Source organism: Actinospineispora eucalypti (assembly GCF_039543365.1).
In the GTDB taxonomy this organism is placed as follows: Bacteria; Actinomycetota; Actinomycetes; order Mycobacteriales; family Pseudonocardiaceae; genus Pseudonocardia; species Pseudonocardia eucalypti.
In genome coordinates this window covers 77,312-94,541 of the sequence record NZ_BAABJP010000030.1, presented here as the reverse complement: position 1 = coordinate 94,541, position 17,230 = coordinate 77,312, and the positions used below count along the sequence as shown (strand labels likewise).

Below are 17,230 nucleotides of genomic sequence, written 5' to 3'. Positions count from 1 at the left end.
GCTCAGATTTCGAGGGGTTCCAGCCGGTCGAGCAGCTCCGCCCGCCGGTCCTCGAACTGGGCCGGCAGCTGGAACCGCCGACCGAGTTCCTGGGGTGACTCGTCGCAGGTCCAACCGCCGTCGGCGTGGGTGACGGCGAGCTCGAACAGCGCCCCGCCCGGGCTGCGCACGTAGACCGACTTGAAGTACTTGCGGTCCTTGAGCTCGGAGATGTCGGTGTAGCCGGCGCCCTCGATGGCGAACCTCAGCTCCTCCTGGTTGGCCAGCGTCTCGGCGTTCCAGGCGAAGTGGTGGATGGTGCCCTCGCCGTACCGCCAGGTCCCCGGCGGGTCGGCCCGGTTGACCACCAGCTCGAGCACGCCGCCCCGGTCGGCCTCGCCGACCCGCAGCGCCACCCGGTCGCCCTCCTCGTCCAGGTCCTTGCCGTACAGGGACTCGCTGGTGAACTCGACCATGTTGGCCGGGTCGGACACGTGCACCCCGACGCCGTAGATGCCGTGGATGGCGTGCTCGGCGGGCACGCCGCCGCCGGTCCAGCCCTGTCTGGGGTCGTCCAGCACCCCGACCAGCGCGTACTCGATGCCGCACGGGTGGCGGAAGCGCAGCCGCCGCTGGTCGGCCACCTCGTCCTCGGTGACCGCGATCCGCCGTTCGGTGAGCCGGGTGTGCCAGAAGTCCAGCGAACCGGCCGGCGCGGCGAGCAGCACCTCGCGGGCCTGGTTGGTGCCCCGCCGGCCCATCAGGCCGGCCTGGCGGAACGGGAACGTGGTCAGCACCGCGCTCGGATCACCGGCCGCGTTGCCGTAGTACAGGTGGTAGATCGGGATGGAGCCGTCGAAGAGCACGGTGCGCTTGATGAAACGCAGGCCCAGGGCGCCGACGTGGAAGTCCACGTCCTCGCGCGCCGGGCCGACCGACATGGTGATGTGGTGGCTGCCGCCAAGGTGCGCCATTCTCCGCCTCCCTCCCCGTTTGCCGTGTGACGGTAGGTGAGGAGCGGGCGCTCGGCGTGCCTCATGGGCCGGCTGTGCGCTGCCAAACAACCGATTGTCCGGGTCGTGCGCTCCCGGACAACTGCCCGCGTTTGGTGGATGATCGGGCAACCACCATGATGGGTGCGGAAACGGATCGGGAGCCGTTCATGTCTGTACTCGTGGACACCAGCACGGTGCCGGTAGCCGACAGGTTCGACTACTGGGCGCACGCGCATGGCCAGGTACTCCACCCGCTGCGGTTGCGCCGGCCCGGGAGCGGGCCGTTCGAGGGCCGGATCCGCGCCTACCAGTTCGGCCCGGTCACCCTGTTCCGCATCGAGGGGAACACCTCGGCGATCCGTCGCACCTCCGAGCTGATCGCCCGGCACGACCCGGAGGAGTTCCAGGTCACCCACCTGGTGCGCGGGCAGTTCCGGGTCGAGCAGGGCGACCGTACCGCGTTCATCGGCGCCGGTGATCTCTCCGCCTACGAGACCTCCCACCCGTACGACGTGCAGGCGCGCAGCGACTTCGAGCTGCTGCTCTACTCCATTCCGCGAGCGCTGTTCGGTGACCGGGCGGAGGCGTTGTGCGGGCGGACCGCGACGGCCGTCCCCCGCGTGGACGCGGCGGCGGCGCTGGCCGGCCCGTTCCTGCGCGGGCTCGCCGACCGGGTGGTGACCGGTGAGCTGGACCTGGGCTCGCCCGGCCTCTCGGACTGCGTGGTGGACATGGTCCGGCTGGTCTTCGACGGCAACCGCGCCGCCTCGGACGGTCCCGCCGAACCGTCCGGCGAAGCGCTGTTCCTGCGCGTGGTCGACTACATCGACGCGCATCTCGGCGAGCCGGACCTCGGCCCGAGGACCCTCGCGGCGGCGCACTTCGTCTCGCCCCGTCTGCTGCACAAGGTGTTCGAGGCGCGGGGGCACACGGTGGCCGGGTGGATCCGGTCCCGCCGGCTGGATGCGGTGAGCCGTGACCTGGTCGACCCGGCGTTGGCCGGGCAGCCGATCCGGCTGCTGGCGGCGGCCCGGGGTTTCCCGGACCCACCGCATTTCACCCGGTTGTTCCGGGCCAACTACGGCCTTACCCCGGGAGAGTACCGCCGGGATAGGTGACGACGGCCGCCTTCCATTGACCTTGGCGAATTACTTAGCTTAGCCTCACCTAACATGATCGAGCGGTCGGCCGAGGCGCCGAAGGTCCGGGTGTTGTACGGCAGCGAGACCGGCAACGCCGAAGGCGTGGCCAGGGACCTGGCGCAGGCGGCGCGGGCGCGCGGCATCGACGCCACGGTGGCCATGCTGGACGACGCCACCCCGGAGGAGCTGGCCAGGGCAGGCTGCCTGCTGGTCGTGGCGGCCACCACCGGCGAGGGCGACATGCCCTACAACGCCGACCGGTTCTGGTGCGCGCTCTCCGAGGAGACCGCCGCGCGGATGGACGGGGTGCCGTTCGCCGTGCTCGGCCTCGGCGACACCGGCTACTTCGACTTCTGCCAGGCGGCCATCGAGCTGGACATCCGGTTCGCCGAGCTGGGCGGGCGGCGGCTGCGGGAAGTGGTCAAGTGCGACGTGGACTTCGAGGACGAGGCCGCCGCGTGGGCCGGCGAGATGCTCGAGCTGCTCACGCCGGAACCGGAGCCGGTGGTGGTCGGCTCCGCCCCGCGCCGGCACGAGCCCAAGGCGGCCACGGTGCTGGCCAACCGGCCGCTCTCCGGCCCGGGGGCGCTGAAGGAGGTGCGCCACCTCAAGCTGTGCCTGGCCGACACCGGGCTGACCTACCGGCCGGGTGACTCGCTCGGAATCCTGCCGGGCAACGACCCGGTGTTGGTCGCCCGGCTGATCGCCCAGGTCGGCGGCGCGGCGGGGGAGGACGTCGACGGCCGGCCGCTGCACCAGGTGCTGACCACCGACTACGAGATCAGCCGGCCGTCCCGGGAGCTGGTGGAGGAGGTCGGCCGGCGCACCCAGGACCCCGAGCTGCGCGGCCTGCTCGCCGGCGGGGACCGCGCGGCGCTGCACGAGTTCCTCTGGGCGCGTGACGTGCTGGACCTGCTCAAGCTGGCCACCCGGCCCCCGTTGACCTCGGTCGAGTTGCTCGAGCTGCTGCGCCCGTTGGCTCGGCGGTCCTACTCCATCGCGTCCAGCCCGTTGGTCTCCCCGGAGCGCGTGGAGCTGGCGGTGGCCACCATCCGCTACCGGGCGCAGGGCCGGGACCGGGGCGGCGTGTGCTCCACCCACGTGGCCGACCGGATCAGCCGGGGTGACGTGGCCACCGTGGTGCTCGAGCCCAACGAGAACTTCCGCCCGCCGGCGGACGGCGACCGACCGATGATCATGGTCGGGCCGGGCACCGGGGTGGCCCCGTTCCGGGGCTTCCTGCACGAGCGGCGGGCCAGCGGCGCGCGCGGGGGCAACTGGCTGTTCTTCGGCGGCCGGCACCGCCGCTGTGACCTGCTGTACGGCGACGAACTGCTGGCCATGGCCGATGACGGCCACCTGAACCGGCTGGACCTGGCCTTCTCCCGGGACCAACCGGCCAAGGTCTACGTGCAGGACCGCATGCGGGAGCAGGGCCGGACGCTCTACCAGTGGTTGGCCGACGGCGCGCACTTCTACGTCTGCGGGGACGCCGAGCGGATGGCCGGCGACGTCGACGCGGCGCTGCACGGGATCGTCGCGGAGCACGGCGGCATGTCCGAGGACAAGGCGGTCGACTTCGTGAACGACCTCAAGCGGGAGCACCGGTACGTGCGGGACGTGTACTGACCGGGTATGAGCTTTCGCTCATGCCCCTCCCGAAAGCTCATTGGATCGGCCGGCCGGCCGCGCACAGAATGGCGGCATGAACAGCTCCCTGCGTATCGCGGTCATCGGGGATTTCGACCCTGGCTTCGCCCCGCACCGGGACACCGAGGCGGCCCTGCGGCACAGCGCCGCCTGGCTGGGTGTGGCGGTGGAGATCGGGTGGGTGGCCACCGGCGGGCTGGAGGAGGACCTCGGCCCGGTGCGCGCGGCGGACGCGCTGTGGTGTGCCCCCGGCAGCCCGTACCGCAGCCTGACCGGGGCGGTCGACGCCCTGCGTCACGGCCGGGAGCGGGGCATTCCGACGCTGGGCACCTGCGGTGGCTGCCAGCACATGATCATCGAGTACGCCCGGAACGTGATGGGTTTCGTGGATGCCCGGCACGCCGAGTACGACCCGTACGGATCGGAACTCTTCGTGTCGGAGCTGACCTGTTCGCTGGCCGGGAAGACGATGCCGGTGCGCTTCGCCGCCGACTCCCGGACGGCCGGCTGGTACGGCGCGGAACGGGCCACGGAACGGTACTACTGCAACTTCGGGCTCAACCCGGAGCACCGGAAGGCGGTGCACGAGGCCGGGCTGCGGGTGGTCGGTGAGGACGACGACGGCGAGGCCCGGGTGTTGGAGATCCCGGAGCACCCGTTCTACGTGGCGACCCTGTTCGTACCGCAGGCCCGGTCCACCCCCGAGCTGCCGCACCCGCTGGTCACCGCCCTGCTACGGGCCGCCGCGTGACGTTCACCCAGCTGCGGGTGCTGTTGGCGGTCGGCCGGCGGGGAGTGTGACCGGTGCGGCGGCGGAGCTGGGTATCACCCAGTCCGCGGTGAGCCACGCGCTGCGCGCGCTGGAGCGGGAGCTGGGGGTGGCGCTGCTGGTGCGGCACAGCGCGGGCGTGGAGCTGACCGACGCCGGCCGGGTCGCGGTGAGACGGGCCATTGTGATCATCGACCAGCTCGACGGGCTCACCGGCGACCTGGATGCCGCGCGCGCCGACCGGCTCGGTGGTGAGCTGCGCCTCGGTGTCGTGCCGAGTGTGAACGCGCGGGTGGTGCCGGCCGTGTTGCGCGAGTTCACCACCGAACAGCCGCAGGCCCGGCTGGCCGTGCTGGAGGGGTCGGACGGCGAGGTGCTGGAGTGGCTGCGCACCGGAGCGGTGGACGTCGCGACGGTCGCCGGCGATGCGCCCGACCTGGTGGGCACGCCGCTGACCAGTGACCGGGTGGTCGCCGTGGTGAGCTCCGCCCATCGGGTTGCCGGGCGCGAGTCGGTTGCGCTGGCCGAGCTGGCCGCCGACCCGTTCATCATGTCCACCGGTGGCTGCGAACCGCTGGTCGCCGGGGTGGCCCGGCGCGCCGGGGTCGCGCTGCGCTGCCACTACCGGGTGCGCGACATGAACAGCATCCTGGCCATGGTGGCGGCCGGGCTCGGCGCGACGATCGTGCCCGAGCTGGCCGTGCCGGCGGTCGCGGCCGGCGTGAGCCTGGTGCCGTTGGAGCCGGCGGAACGGCGCTCGGTGTCGCTGGCGAGCCTGGCCGACGTCGAGCCATCGGCATTGGTCACCGCGTTCCGCGCGGTCGTTCAGCGGGTGGTACGACCGGAGTCGGGCTTACCATCGGGGCGTTGATCACGAAGGGGTGAGGGATGTCCTATCAGTACGTGCGGGTGGAACGGCCGGCCGAGCTGGTCACCCGGATCCACCTGGCCCGCCCGGAGCAGCGCAACGCGCAGAACCCCGAGCTGCTGTACGAGCTGGACGCGGCGTTCGCGTCCGCGGCGGCGGACGACGACACCCGGGTCATCGTGCTGGCCGCCGACGGGCCGGACTTCTCCTCCGGGCACGACCTGCGCGGCGGGTTCCACATCCCGGGCGCACCGGTGGCCGGTATCCAGGGCGGCTTCGGCGCCGAGGGGGTGGAGGGTCACTTCGCCTTCGAGTGCGAGGCCTACCTGGGGCTCTGCCGGCGTTGGCGGGAGATCCCGAAGCCGACCATCGCGCAGGTGCAGGGCCGGGTGATCGCCGGAGGCCTGATGCTGGTCTGGCCGATGGACCTGGTGGTGGCGGCCGAGGACGCCAGCTTCTCCGACCCGGTGGTGGCCTTCGGGGTGAACGGCGTCGAATACTTCGCCCACGTGCACGAGGTCGGCGCGCGCAAGGCCAAGGAGATGCTGTTCACCGGCGCGGCGCTGAGCGCGGCCGAGGCCCGGTCGCTGGGCATGGTCAACCGGGTGGTGCCGGCCGACCGGCTGGAGGCGGAGACCCTGGAGCTGGCCGGCGCGATCGCCATGCGCCCGCCGTTCGGGCTGCGCATGGCCAAGGCCAGCGTGAACCGGGCGCAGGACGCGCAGGGCATGCAGCAGGGCATCGACGCCGCCTTCGCCATGCACAACCTGGGTCATGCGAACAACCTGGCGCGCTACGGCTCCCTGGTGGACGTCAGCGGCGCCGAGGTGATCCGGAACCTGAGCAAGCGTTCCTGAGGGGTTACGAGGCCGCCTCGAGTGGCGGGCCATTGCGCCACACGACGGCCAGGTCCTGAATCGGCAGGTCCAGTGCCTCGCTGAGGCAGACGATCGTGCCGAAGGCGGGGGTCGGGAGCCGACCGGTCTCGATCTTGCGCAACGTCTCCGGCGACATGCCGGCCGCCCGCGCCACGTCGCCGAGATCGCGGTCGGCCCGCGCTTCACGCAGCAGCCTCCCGAGACGCCGGCCGGCCTCGATCTGTTCGGGCGTGAGCGGATTGCGGACCACGGCACCAGGGTACGGGTGGTATTTTAATACCCGCAAGTGCTACGTTGGGTATAATTATACCAACGTACGGGTGAGGGTCTGCATGATCGAGTTGAAGTCGCCGGCGGAGATCGAGCGGATGCACACCACCGGGCGGTTCGTCGCCCAGATCCTGTCCGAGCTGAGCGAACTCGCCGACGTCGGCGTCAACCTCCTCGACCTGGAACACCACGTCCGCGGCCGGATCCGCCAACGCGGGGCGCGGTCCTGCTACTGGGACTACGCGCCGTCGTTCGGCAACGGCCCGTTCCGCAACGTCACCTGCCTGTCGGTCAACGACGCGGTGCTCCACGGACTGCCCCACGACTACGCGCTGCGCGATGGGGACATCCTCAGCATGGACCTCGCGGTCGGGATCGACGGCTGGGTGGCGGACGCCGCCCGCACCGTCATCGTGGGCACGCCGGCCGACGAGGACCGGCGACTGCTCCGGGCGACCGAGGAAGCGCTCGCCCTCGGTATTGAGGCCGCGCGCCCGGGCAACCGGCTGGGCGATGTCTCGGCGGCGATCGAGGCCGTCGCCACCGACTACGGCTACCCGATCAACACGGAGTTCGGCGGCCACGGTCTCGGGCGGACGATGCACGAGGACCCCCATATCCCCAACCGGGGCCGCGCCGGCCGGGGCCTCAAACTCCGGGCGGGCATGACCCTGGCGCTCGAGCCCTGGCTCGCCCGCACCACCGACCGGATCGTCTTCGACCCCGACGGCTGGACGATCCGCTCGGCCGACGGCTCCCGCACCGCCCACTCCGAGCACACGATCGCCATCACCGAAGACGGCCCCCTGGTGCTCACTCGATTTCCGGTCGAGCACTAGGTGTTTCGAAGTGTCGGCCTGCCGGATTGGGGCACCAAGGAGGCGTCGCCCCGTGCGTTCGGTTCGGCCGCCGGCGTCCCGGCCGCTGCCTGGTGATCATGAAATGCATGGTCAGCATGACACCAGGGCCGCTCTGGACGGGCCGACGCGACCACAATGTCATGCTGATCATGGACTGGCCGCCAAGGTCGACCCATCGGTCACCCTGGCTGCGCGAGGGGAACATCGTGGGGGTTCGATCTTGGTTTCACACCCCGTGGTGTTGCAGTCCTGAAACGTAGGTGACGACGGGAACGTGCCGGGCGGCACCCGAGCCGCAGCGTGGAACTTTGCCGCGGCCGCGGTGCTGCCCGGCGGGTTCTCGTTCGTTCCGCGACCAGGACCCACGGGCCCCTGGCGGCCCTGCGCTGTCTTTGACGCTGTGGGTGGTGGCTGGGCGGGGGTGGTGTGGGATGATCGTCGTCTCGGGCGGTGTGGCCGCGATTTTCGCGGTTGTACCGCCATGGGCAGTGATCAAGGTCGCCGGGCGCGGCTCTGCCGCCAGAAATGACGATCACTCATCGTCTGGCCCCGGTCCGCTGTTGCCAGTGGCGGATGAGGCGGGCACCGGCTGCCTGAGGATTGGGCAACGGCCTGCCGTGCGCGGCGGCCCGGATGTCGTGGTGACCAGGTGATCGGTGATCATCAGACAGTCAGCGTGATTGTGGTGGCCGACAACGACCCCGGCTGCCTGATGATCAAGAGATCTCCGGTTACCGGCGTCCGTGTGGGCACACACGAGGCGGCGCCGCTGCCGCGGTGGAACTGCCTGCCGTATCGTCCAGGCGACCTTCAACTCCGTTCAAACCCGGCGGGTCAGCATTTTGAAACACGCGCTAGTTCGAGCCTTTAGGCGAGCAGAAGCAGCGGGTGCTCCAGCAACCGGGTGAGGTGCTGCAGGAACGCGGCGCCGACGGCGCCGTCGATCGCCCGGTGGTCGCAGGACAGGGTGAGCCGGAGGATCGATCGGAGCACCGGCTGGCCGTCCACCGGGCGGAACTCCTCGGTCGCCGCGCCGACCGCGAGGATCGCCGCCTCCGGTGGGTTGATCACGGCGGTGAACTGTTCGAGGCCGAACATGCCCAGGTTGGACACGGTGAAGGTGCCGCCGGACACGTCCGGCAGGCGCAGCTTGCCGTCCCGCGCCTTCGCCGCCTTGGCCTGGCTCTCGGCCGCGATCTCGGAGATCGTCCGGCGATCCGCGTCGTGGATGACCGGCACCATCAGCCCGGCCGGGGTGGCCACCGCGATGCCGAGGTGCACGCCCCGGTGCCGGCGCAGCACGTCACCGGCGAACGAGACGTTCACCTCGGGCCGGGCGCGCAGCGCGTTCGCGGTGGCCTTCACCACCAGGTCGTTCACGCTGATCTTGGGGCCGCCCGTGGCGGCGACCGCCGCGTTCAGGTCCTTGCGCAGGGCGAGCAGCTCGGTGACGTCGACCGCACTGGTCAGGTAGATGTGGGGGGCGTCCTGCTTGGCCTTGGTCAGTCGGGCCGCGGCGATCCGCTGCACCCGGGTCAGCGGTATCTCGTCCACATCGGCAGTCGGTGCGGTGGGGAGGGTGGCCGAGTCGGCGACGGCGGTGGGTGCACCCGGGGTGGTAGCCGCGTTGGGCGCGCCGGCGCTGGCGGCCGGCGGTGCGGTGGTGGTCTGTGTGGTGGTGGTCGGTGTGGGGGTGGTCGGTGTGGGGGTGGCGGCGTCGATGTCGGTCCGGGTGATGCGTCCGCCCGGGCCGGTGCCCCGCACGGAGGCCAGGTCCACGCCGCGCTCCTTGGCCAGCCGGCGGGCCAGCGGGGAGGCCTTGAACCGCTGGTCACGCGGCGGACCCTCGTCCCGCGCCGCCGGCAGCGGGTCGGCCGGGGCGCCGGTGGCCGGCCCCACCGGCGCGGTCTCCGGCTCCGGGCGGGCCGAATCGGCTTGCCCGGCGGGTTCGTCGAGGATGGCCGGGGCGGGGGTTGGTTCGGGGGAGGTGCCGGTGCCGTCGCCGAGGATGCCGATCGCGGTGCCGATGGGGACCCGGTCGCCGGCCTGAACGAGAATGCGCTCGAGCACCCCGTCCTCGTAGGCCTCGAGCTCCATGATGGCCTTGTCGGTCTCGATCTCGGCCAGCGCGTCGCCGGTGGCCACCCGGTCGCCCGGCTGTTTGAGCCAGCCGGCGACCACTCCGTCCTCCATGGTGTCGGACAGCCGGGGCATGGTGATCTCGGACATCGGGGGCTTCCTCGCGGTGGTCAGCGGCGGCGGCCGACGGCGGCCAGGGTTTCCCGAGCCGCGGTGAGCAGGGACTCGGTGGACGGCAGGGCGGCCTGTTCCAGGGGCTTCGCGTAGGGCAGCGGCACCTCGGCGGCGGCCACCCGGCGCACCGGGGCGTCCAGGTAGTCGAACGCCCCGTCGGAGATGCTCGCGGCGATCTCGGCGCCGATGCCGTAGGTGAGCCAGTCGTCCTCGGCGACCACCGCGCACCCGGTTCGGCGCACGGAGTTCACCAGGGTGTCCCGGTCCAGCGGGCGCAGGCTGCGCAGGTCGATCACCTCGGCGGAAATGCCTTCCTCGGCCAGCCGCGCGGCGGCGTCGGCGGCCACCGCCGCCATGCGGGAGTAGCCGATCAGGGTGATGTCGGTGCCGGGGCGGGTTACCGCGGCCTTGCCGATCTCGGCGGGCGCCAGGTCGTCCGGGACCTCGCCCTTGGCGTTGTAGAGCGCCAGGTTCTCCAGGAACAGCACCGGGTCGTCGTCCCGGATGGCGGCCAGCAGCAACGCCCGGGCGTCGGCCGGGGTGCTCGGCGCGACCACCTTCAGCCCGGGCACGAAGGCGTAGTAGAGCTCGATGTTCTGCGAGTGGGTGGCCCCCAGCTGCTGGCCCCCGCCGCCCGGGGTGCGGATGACCATCGGCACGCTGGTCTGCCCGCCGAACATCCCGTAGATCTTCGCCGCGTGGTTGACGATCTGGTCCAGCGCGATCAGCGAGAAGTTGATCGTCATGATCTCCACCACCGGGCGGAGGCCGAGCATCGCGGCACCGATCGCCGCGCCCACGAAGCCCTCCTCGGAGATGGGGGTGTCCCGGACCCGTTTCGGGCCGAACTCGTCGAGCAGGCCGGCGGTGATCTTGTAGGAGCCTTCGAACGTGCCGATCTCCTCGCCGATCAGGAACACGCTCTCGTCGCGGTGCAGCTCCTCGCGCAGGGTGCCGCGCAGCGCCTCGCGGTAAGTCATGAGGGGCATCTGCGCTCCTAGCTGTGAACGGGTTCGGCGTAGAGGGCTTCGGCGGGCAGCCGGCGGGTCTCGCCGGCGACCGGGGTGGCGTAGGTGTAGTCGAACAACGTCTTGGCGTCCGGGTGCGGGCTGTCGTCGGCGTAGGCCACCGCGGCGTCGGCCTCGGTATGCGCCTCGGCGACCAGGGCGTCCAGGCCGGCCTCGTCCGCGGCCTTGGCGGCCAGCAGCTCTGCCCGCATCCGGGGCAGCGGGTCGGCGTCCTTGGCCTTCTGCGCGTCCTCGGAGGCCCGGTACCGGGCGGGGTCCACCACGGAGTGCCCGCGCAGCCGGCTGCTCACCGTCTCCAGCAGCGCCGGCTCCCGCTCGGTCCGGGCCCGCTCGACCAGCCGGCGGGCGGCGTCCCGCACGGCCAGCACGTCGTTCCCGTCCACCCGCTCGCCGTGCATCCGGTAAGCCGCCGCGCGCCGGAACAGCTCGGGCTCGGCGGCCGCCTGCTCCACCGTGGTGCCCATGCCCAGGTGGTTGTTCACCACCACGTACACGATGGGCAGGCGCCACAGCGCGGCCAGGTTGAGCGACTCGTGGAAGGCGCCGATGTTGGTGGTCCCGTCGCCCATCTGGCACATCACCACGTCGTCCCCGTCGCGGTACTCGATGGCCAGCGCGGCGCCGGTGGCCACCGGTACCTGCCCGCCGACGATGCCGTACCCGCCGAGCAGCCGGGCCTCGGTGTCGAACATGTGCATGGACCCGCCCCAGCCCTTGGAGGTGCCGGTGGTGCGGCCGTAGAGCTCGGCCATCACCCGGCCGGGGGCGATGCCCTTGGCTATCGCGTAGCCGTGCTCCCGGTAGTTGGTGAACAGGTAGTCGGTGGGCCGCAGCGCGGCCATCAGGCCGACCACGGTGGCCTCCTCACCCAGGTTCAGGTGGCAGTAGCCACCGATCTTGGCCTGGGTGTAGCCCTGCGCGGCGCGTTCCTCGAACCGCCGGATCAGCGCCATCTGCCGGTAGTAGCCGCGCAGCGTCGCCGGGTCCTCGGTCGCGTACGGGCTCTTCTTCGTGCCGCTCTTCGCCACGCGCTCAGTCTGCGTCCGGCCCGGGGATCACCGGCATGCGCGAGTGCACATGACTGCGGTCACATCATTGGGCAGATTGCCCAATTTCGCCCGGCAGGTCGATCGCGTCCAGGGCCAGCGAGAGCTCCACGAACGCCTGCCGCCCCTCCAGGTCGCGGCCGAGCAGGGACTGCACCCGGTGCAGACGGTTGAGGACCGTGTTGCGGTGGCAGTACAGTCGTTCGGCCGCCAACCCGGCCGACCGTCCGGCGTCCAGCCAGGCGGTCAGGGTGTGCAGCAGCATCTCCCGCTCCCTGGCCGGCAGCTCGAGCAGCGGGTCGAGCCAGGAGGCGACCAGCCGCCGGCGCAGCTCGGGGGAGCCGACGAGCAGGCACTGCGGGAAGCGGTCCTCCACCGGGACCAGGGCGACCGTCCCGCTGGGCAGAGTGCCCAATGTCGTCAGCGCGAGCCGGTGCGCCAGCCCGACCTCGGCCAGCCCGTGCGCGGTGCTGGCGGCAGCCGCCCGGCCGCGGGCGAGCGGACGCAACCGGTCCAGTACGAAACCCGGCCGGTGGCTGTCCAGCGGGATCAGGCCGATCAGGGTGTCCGCCCGCAGGTGCCACACCGAGCCGACCCGCACGGAGGCCAGCGCGGTGCGCGGCCCGCGCAGCGTCGGCTCGCCGTCCGCGCCGACGTCCGCGACCACCACCAGGTAGGCGCCTCCGCGCGGCAGGTCCAGCTGTTCGGCCACCCGCTGGGCGAACGCGTCGTCCCTGGCCCGGTCGGCGAGTACCCCTTCGATCAGCGCGTGGCGGTGCTGCTCGTCCCGGCGCAGTTGCTCCAGCTGGGCGCTCCGGTAGGCGGCGGCCAGCGCGGAGGACAACCCGTCCACCACCGCCCAGATCGCCGTGGCGGCGGGGCCGATGGCCTCCGGCGGAGTGCGGACCGCCCGCTCCAGCATCGCCTCCCAGACCACTCGGCCGCCCAGCCGGAAGGTGCGCAGCATGGCCTCCAGCGGAACGCCCTGCGCCGCGCGGTGCCGGCCGATCTCGGCGGCCACGTCGTCGGTGTCCGACCCGGGTTGGTCGCCGGTGAGCAGGTGGAGCACCCTGGTCAGGTATCGGTGGCAGCCGTCCCGCAGCTCGCCCGGTGGCACCGGGCGGTAGTCGGCCGACTCCGGCCCGCCCCGGAAGATGGCCGCGAGCAGCCGGTCGGTCAGCTCCGGCACGTCGTCCAGCCAGGCGGCGGCGAGCGCCCGCGTGGGGTCGGCGGTAGCCGTGTCCTCCATGCCGATGCAGGTTAGTCGCCCGGCGTTGTGAGAAAGCCTCTCGTTCACCGCACGGTCCGTGGGCACTCGGCACCGCGACCAGGCGGCGGGCGGTGCGCATCACGCCTAACCGACCACCCGCAGCTCGGCCACGGTCCGCCGGCCGGGACGGGCGCGCCGTACCTCGGCGAGGCGCAGGCCGGCCGCCGAGGCGACCCCGGCGACGGCGTCCGGGCCGACCGATGCCCAGGGGAACCATCCGCCGACCGGGCCGTGCCGGCCGACCAGGCGGGCCGGCCCCCGCCACAGCCCGGGCTCGGCGCCCAGTTCCACCAGCACCGACCCGCGCGGGTGCAGCAGCCGCCGTACCCGGTGGAGCAGCCCGACCGGGTCACCGCCGATGCCGATGTTGCCGTCGGCCAGCAGGGCGTGGTGCCAGCGGCCCTCCCCGGGGATGCGCGAGAAGAGGTCCCGCCGGAGCGCCACCGCCCCGCGCGCCGCGCACAACCGGACCGCGACCGGAGAACTGTCCACCCCCAGCGCCGGCACTCCCCGTTCGATCAGCGCGGCCACCAGGCGTCCCGGCCCGCACCCCAGATCAACGGTCGGCCCCAGGCACCCGTCCAACAGCCACCGGTCCGACCGCCCCGCCCGTTTCCGCCACCGCCGGCTGTCCAGCCGCACCACCCCAACCCCCCTCCGCTCCAACCACCACCAGCCGCCGCCGAGCGCACACCCAAAGGCGTCACCTCCGCCGGGCGGCTCACCTCCCGGCGGCTCGCACACACCGACCGGCGCCGGCACACGGACCGCCGCTGGTGTGTGGGCGCCAAACCGTGTGTGTGAGCGGGTCACCGGCCCGCCCGGACGGGGCGGCGGGTGAGGAGTTCGGCTACCGCGGGGGCGAAGCGGCCGGGGGTGTTGGCGTTGGTGATCGCCGATGCGACGGCGAGGGCGTCGTCGGCGGTGTCGACGTCGCGGTGTTCGGGCAGCAGCCACGTGCGGAGGCCGGCGGCGCGCAGCACGTGAAGGGTGCGCTCGCCGGTGTCCGCCCGGGATGTCGGTACATCCGCGATCAGCACGGCCGCCCGGGGATCGCGCAGGCCCAGCGCCCACCAGCCGCCGTCGCTGGCCGGGCCGAGTACCGCGTCCGGTCCGTCCGGGGCGCGTAGCGGGGCCAGTGCCTCGGTCAGGTCTCCGGGGCGCAGCTGCGGGGTGTCCATACCGATCTGCAGCACCGGCCGGCCGGGCAGGCGGTCGGCGGCGTCGGCGTGCGCGGCAGCGATCCGGTCGCCGAGCCGGTCACCGCGCTGGGCGAACCACCTCGGGCGGGCAAGCGCATCGCGGGCCAGTGCGTCGCGGACAGGTGCGTCGCGGGCCAATGCGTCGGGAACAGGTGCGTCGCGGGCCAGCGGGTCGTCCGCCGGGTCGTTTGTCGGGTCGCTCGTCGGGCGGGCCAGCCGATCGCGCATCGGAGAACCCGCCGGTTCGGGCGGCCGGCCGGCCAGTGCGATGCGCAGCTCGGTGCGTCGTTCGGCTTGGGCCAGCCGGCCGGTCCAGGCGACCAGGTCGACCGCGCCCGGTACGGCGCGCACCGCGTCCAGCGTGTCCAGCAGCGCGGCCGCCGCGATCCGGGCCGCCTCGACCGGCGTCGCCGGAGGGCACAGCCGGGTCTTGGCCAGCCCGGCCACCGGCGCCTTGGCCAGCACCAGCAGCCCGGCGTCCGGGCCGATCGTCGGAAACCTCACCGCGCACCGGCCAGCACCGAGCTCATCGCCCAGGCCGCCCGCACGGTGCCGCGCACCGATCCGGACACCTTCGAGCGGCCGCCGGTCCTCGGCGAGTACGCCACGTCCGTCTCGTGGATCCGCCAACCGGCCGCCCCGGCGCGCAGCAACAGCTCCAGCGGGTAGCCGTAGGTCCGGTCCCGCACACCGAGGGCGAGCAGGGAGTCACGGCGGGCCGCGCGCACCGGGCCGATGTCGCGCACCGGGATGCCGCGACGGCGCAGCAGCGCGGCGATCAGCAGGTTGCCCCCGCGGGCGTGCCACGGCCAGGCCCCCCGGCCGGCCGGGACCCGCCGGCCCACGGCCAGATCCGCCCCGCCGGCGACGGAGGCGACCAGCCCGGGCAGTGCCTCGGGGGCGAGCGAGCCGTCCGCGTCCAGCACGCAGACCACATCGGCGGTGGCCGCGAGCAGACCGGCGTGCACGGCGGCGCCATAGCCACGCTTCGGTTCGGCAACCACACGGGCGCCCGCGGCGGCCGCGACCGAGGCGGTGTCGTCGGTGCTGCCGTTGTCCACCACGATCGCCCGGTAGCCGGCCGGCAGCCGGCCCAGCACCCCGGGCAGTGCCTCGGCCTCGTCCAGGCAGGGCAGCACCACATCCACGCTGGTGATCATGTTTCGCAGCGTAGGGAGGTGAGGGCGCCGGGAGGCCGGTTCGCCTGCTTACGGATTCGTGACGTCCGCGCCGCGCGGCCTCGGGTCGTCGTACCGTGCAGCATGGTCAACGGCTCCACGAGCAGCGCCGCCGCCGGGCACATCCTGGTGATCGACGACGACCCGACCGTGCGGGACGTGGTCGGCCGCTACCTCAGCCGCGCGGGTTACCAGGTCTCGGCCAGCCCGGACGGGGAACACGGGCTGCGGGCCGCGGCGGCGCGCCCACCGGACCTGGTGGTGCTGGACCTGATGCTGCCGGGTCGTTCCGGCCTGGAGGTGTGCACCGAGCTGCGGGCGGCCAACGCGGACACCCCGGTGATCATGCTGACCGCGCTCGGTGAGGAGGAGGACCGGGTGACCGGCCTGGAACTGGGAGCGGACGACTACGTGACCAAGCCGTTCAGCCCGCGTGAGCTGGTGCTGCGGGTGGGTTCGGTGTTGCGCCGCTCGCGGGACGCGGCCCGCCCACCGGTCGGTGCGCCCGCCCTCACCGACGGCGACCTGGCCGTGGACGAGTCGGCCCGGCGGGCCACGCTGGCCGGCCGGGAGCTGGCGTTGACCACCCGCGAGTTCGATCTGCTGGCCTTCCTGATGCACAACCCGGGCCGGGCCTTCGGCCGCCCGGAGCTGCTGGAACGGGTGTGGGGCTGGAGCTTCGGGGACCAGTCCACGGTCACCGTGCACGTGCGGCGGCTGCGGGAGAAGGTGGAGCCGGACCCGACCGCGCCGCGCCGGATCAGTACCGTCTGGGGCGTCGGCTACCGCTACGACCTCGGTGGAACGGGATGATCGGGGTTCTCACCGAGCTGGCCCACGTGGGCTGGCTGGCGTTGGCGTTCACCCTGCCGGTGGCGCTGGGCGGCGCGGTGCTGCTGCACCTCATGCGCCGCCGTTCGATCACCGCCGCGGTCACCGTGCTGGTGCTCATCCCGGTGCTGGCCGCGCTGGTCGGTGTGCTGGCGGTGAGCGGCTTCATGCTCAACCCGATGCTGAACGAGATCATCGCGGTGTGCCTGGTGGTGGCGGCCGTGTCGGTGCCGGCCGGGCTGCTGCTGGGCCGGGGCCTGGCCCGCGACAGCGTGTGGGAACGGGAGGCCAGGGCGCGGGAGCGGGCGGCCGAGCTGGCCCGCCGCGAGCTGGTCACCTGGATCAGCCACGACCTGCGTACCCCGCTGGCCGGCATCCGCGCGATGTCCGAGGCGCTGGCCGACGGGGTGGTACACGAGCCGGCCGAGACCGCCGAGTACGCCCAGCGGATCGGCAAGGAGACCGAGCGGCTGGCCGGCATGGTGGACGACCTGTTCCAGCTGTCCCGCATCACCTCCGGCGCGCTGCGGCTGACCCTGGACGCGGTGCCGCTGGGCGAGGTGGTCTCCGAGGCGGTGGCCGGCGAGCTGGCGCACGCGTCGCGCAAGGGCGTGCGGTTGGTGGCCGACCCGGACACCAGCTGGCCGGTGGTCCGGGGCAGCGACCCCGAGCTGGCCCGGGTGGTGCGCAACCTGTTGTCCAACGCGGTCCGGCACACCCCGCCGGACGGTTCGGTGGTGCTCGCCGCCGGGGTGGCGGACGGCCAGGCCTGGCTGCACGTGCAGGACGGCTGTGGCGGCATCCCGCCCGCTGATCTGTCCCGGGTGTTCGACGTGGCGTTCCGGGGGAACGTGGCGCGCAGCCCGGCCGACGAGGCGGACACCGGTGCCGGGCTGGGCCTGGCCATCGCCCGTGGCCTGGTCGAGGCGCACGACGGCCGGATCGAGGCGGCGAACCACGGCCCCGGCTGCCGGTTCGAGGTACGGCTGCCGTTGGCCGTCCGGGACTGAG

General features: G+C 72.9%; 18 protein-coding genes. 9 read left to right on the top strand and 9 right to left on the bottom strand.

All coding sequences use genetic code 11. From position 1 onward, the window contains the following. Positions 1–2: 2 nt before the first annotated feature. Entirely contained in the window at positions 3–953 is a 951-nt protein-coding gene (locus tag ABEB12_RS25420) for a VOC family protein (RefSeq protein ID WP_185062288.1), read from the bottom strand. A 188-nt stretch (positions 954–1,141) separates the two neighbouring features. Between ABEB12_RS25420 and ABEB12_RS25415 the strand changes: the two genes are divergently transcribed. The 5 genes from ABEB12_RS25415 (at position 1,142) to ABEB12_RS25395 (ending at position 6,260) form a co-directional block, all read left to right on the top strand. Next, positions 1,142–2,092, top strand: coding sequence for an AraC-like ligand-binding domain-containing protein (locus tag ABEB12_RS25415; protein ID WP_185062287.1), 951 nt, complete (start codon positions 1,142–1,144; stop codon positions 2,090–2,092). A 54-nt stretch (positions 2,093–2,146) separates the two neighbouring features. Continuing rightward, positions 2,147–3,745, top strand: a complete 1,599-nt coding sequence (locus tag ABEB12_RS25410) for a flavodoxin domain-containing protein (protein WP_185062286.1) — start codon at positions 2,147–2,149, stop codon at positions 3,743–3,745. 76 nt (positions 3,746–3,821) lie between these two features. Further along, positions 3,822–4,517 carry a CTP synthase C-terminal region-related (seleno)protein gene (locus ABEB12_RS25405; protein ID WP_185062285.1) on the top strand — a complete coding sequence of 232 codons (696 nt, stop codon included), beginning with the start codon at positions 3,822–3,824 and terminating at the stop codon, positions 4,515–4,517. Between the two features lie 46 nt (positions 4,518–4,563). Beyond that, entirely contained in the window at positions 4,564–5,406 is an 843-nt protein-coding gene (locus ABEB12_RS25400; protein ID WP_185062284.1) for a LysR substrate-binding domain-containing protein, read from the top strand. A 17-nt stretch (positions 5,407–5,423) separates the two neighbouring features. Then, the gene (locus ABEB12_RS25395) at positions 5,424–6,260 is read left to right on the top strand and encodes an enoyl-CoA hydratase (protein WP_185062283.1); all 837 of its coding nucleotides are present in this window, start codon (positions 5,424–5,426) and stop codon (positions 6,258–6,260) included. A 4-nt stretch (positions 6,261–6,264) separates the two neighbouring features. Here the strand turns inward: ABEB12_RS25395 and ABEB12_RS25390 are convergent, their stop codons facing one another. Continuing rightward, positions 6,265–6,531: a helix-turn-helix domain-containing protein gene (locus tag ABEB12_RS25390; protein WP_185062282.1), complete on the bottom strand. Its 267-nt coding sequence runs from the start codon at positions 6,529–6,531 to the stop codon at positions 6,265–6,267. Positions 6,532–6,613: 82 nt separating this feature from the next. Here ABEB12_RS25390 and map point away from each other — a divergent pair, with 82 nt between their 5' ends. Beyond that, on the top strand, positions 6,614–7,390 hold the full coding sequence (gene map / locus ABEB12_RS25385) for a type I methionyl aminopeptidase (RefSeq protein WP_185062281.1): 777 nt from the start codon (positions 6,614–6,616) through the stop codon (positions 7,388–7,390). A gap of 452 nt (positions 7,391–7,842) precedes the next feature. Continuing rightward, complete coding sequence (locus ABEB12_RS25380) at positions 7,843–8,064, top strand: hypothetical protein (RefSeq protein WP_185062280.1); 222 nt, start codon at positions 7,843–7,845, stop codon at positions 8,062–8,064. A 214-nt stretch (positions 8,065–8,278) separates the two neighbouring features. On the opposite strand, the gene ABEB12_RS25375 is transcribed toward ABEB12_RS25380, so the two are convergent. From ABEB12_RS25375 to ABEB12_RS25345, 7 genes are all read right to left on the bottom strand, one after another. Beyond that, the gene (locus tag ABEB12_RS25375) at positions 8,279–9,640 is read right to left on the bottom strand and encodes a 2-oxo acid dehydrogenase subunit E2 (RefSeq protein WP_185062279.1); all 1,362 of its coding nucleotides are present in this window, start codon (positions 9,638–9,640) and stop codon (positions 8,279–8,281) included. A 20-nt stretch (positions 9,641–9,660) separates the two neighbouring features. Continuing rightward, positions 9,661–10,653, bottom strand: a complete 993-nt coding sequence (locus tag ABEB12_RS25370) for a pyruvate dehydrogenase complex E1 component subunit beta (protein WP_185062278.1) — start codon at positions 10,651–10,653, stop codon at positions 9,661–9,663. A gap of 8 nt (positions 10,654–10,661) precedes the next feature. Next, the gene (gene pdhA, locus ABEB12_RS25365; protein WP_345703137.1) at positions 10,662–11,720 is read right to left on the bottom strand and encodes a pyruvate dehydrogenase (acetyl-transferring) E1 component subunit alpha; all 1,059 of its coding nucleotides are present in this window, start codon (positions 11,718–11,720) and stop codon (positions 10,662–10,664) included. A gap of 64 nt (positions 11,721–11,784) precedes the next feature. Further along, complete coding sequence (locus tag ABEB12_RS25360; protein WP_185062277.1) at positions 11,785–12,987, bottom strand: helix-turn-helix domain-containing protein; 1,203 nt, start codon at positions 12,985–12,987, stop codon at positions 11,785–11,787. A gap of 105 nt (positions 12,988–13,092) precedes the next feature. Further along, positions 13,093–13,650, bottom strand: a complete 558-nt coding sequence (locus tag ABEB12_RS25355) for a methyltransferase domain-containing protein (protein WP_185062276.1) — start codon at positions 13,648–13,650, stop codon at positions 13,093–13,095. A 167-nt stretch (positions 13,651–13,817) separates the two neighbouring features. Beyond that, the gene (locus ABEB12_RS25350; RefSeq protein WP_425572273.1) at positions 13,818–14,714 is read right to left on the bottom strand and encodes a TIGR04282 family arsenosugar biosynthesis glycosyltransferase; all 897 of its coding nucleotides are present in this window, start codon (positions 14,712–14,714) and stop codon (positions 13,818–13,820) included. Next, a complete protein-coding gene (locus tag ABEB12_RS25345) occupies positions 14,711–15,370 on the bottom strand; it encodes a glycosyltransferase (RefSeq protein ID WP_185062275.1) in 660 nt (219 codons plus the stop codon). Before ABEB12_RS25345 ends, ABEB12_RS25350 begins: the two co-directional genes overlap by 4 nt. Positions 15,371–15,472: 102 nt before the next feature. Between ABEB12_RS25345 and ABEB12_RS25340 the strand changes: the two genes are divergently transcribed. Beyond that, positions 15,473–16,201, top strand: a complete 729-nt coding sequence (locus ABEB12_RS25340) for a response regulator (RefSeq protein WP_185062274.1) — start codon at positions 15,473–15,475, stop codon at positions 16,199–16,201. Beyond that, complete coding sequence (locus ABEB12_RS25335) at positions 16,198–17,229, top strand: ATP-binding protein (RefSeq protein ID WP_185062273.1); 1,032 nt, start codon at positions 16,198–16,200, stop codon at positions 17,227–17,229. Before ABEB12_RS25340 ends, ABEB12_RS25335 begins: the two co-directional genes overlap by 4 nt. Position 17,230: the final 1 nt, after the last annotated feature.